Source organism: Empedobacter sp. GD03861 (assembly GCF_029840885.1).
GTDB lineage: Bacteria > Bacteroidota > Bacteroidia > Flavobacteriales > Weeksellaceae > Empedobacter > Empedobacter falsenii_B.
Map to the genome: position 1 here is coordinate 1 of NZ_JAOCDJ010000105.1, position 670 is coordinate 670.

Annotated in this window: 1 protein-coding gene; it reads right to left on the reverse strand. The window is 39.6% G+C overall.

Going from position 1 to position 670, the window contains the following annotated elements:
- On the reverse strand, nt 1–670 hold a 670-nt coding region (locus N5D03_RS14945; RefSeq protein WP_280052129.1), incomplete at both ends, for a transposase.

The following is a 670-nucleotide window of genomic DNA, read 5'->3' on the forward strand; positions in this document are numbered from 1 at the left end:
CGAGCGTTGTTTTCTTTTTTTAATGCCTTTTTCACTGTTTAAAAGTTTTCGTATTTTCTCTTTGTAATCTTCCAAATGATGGTTCTGTTCGATGCTTCGGTTTTCTTTGGAACTGTGGCAAACGCCTCTAATTGGGCATCCATCACAGTTTTTAGCCTGATAATGGGAGAGCTTTTGAGGATAACCGGTCTTGGTTTTGCGCGTGCTTTCGTGCGTTTTTTCCATCTTTTGTCCCATCGGACAAACGTAAAAATCGTCTTCCCCGTTGTAATGCAGATTTTCTTTGCTGAAAATCTTGTGTTTCGCCTGATAACGGGCATTCTGCTCTTTGTCGAAAGTATTGTATTTTACAAATGGTGTAATATTGTTCTGTTCCAATAATTCGTAGTTCTGCTCGCTTCCGTACCCCGCATCAGCAGTGAGTTCTTCCAACTCTTCCATTCTTTTTTTACCAAACAATTTCTCAAAATTTTCCAAATGACGCTCCAAAGTATTGATATCATTGGTTTGCTGATGGATGGTATAATTGACGATGATTTGATTCTCTGTGGAAATCTGTGCATTATAAGCCGGTTTGAGCTGTCCATTCATCATGTGATCGTCCTTCATTCTCATGAAAGTAGCATCTTCATCGGTCTTGCTGTAGGAATTCCGCTCTGCTAAAATAGCT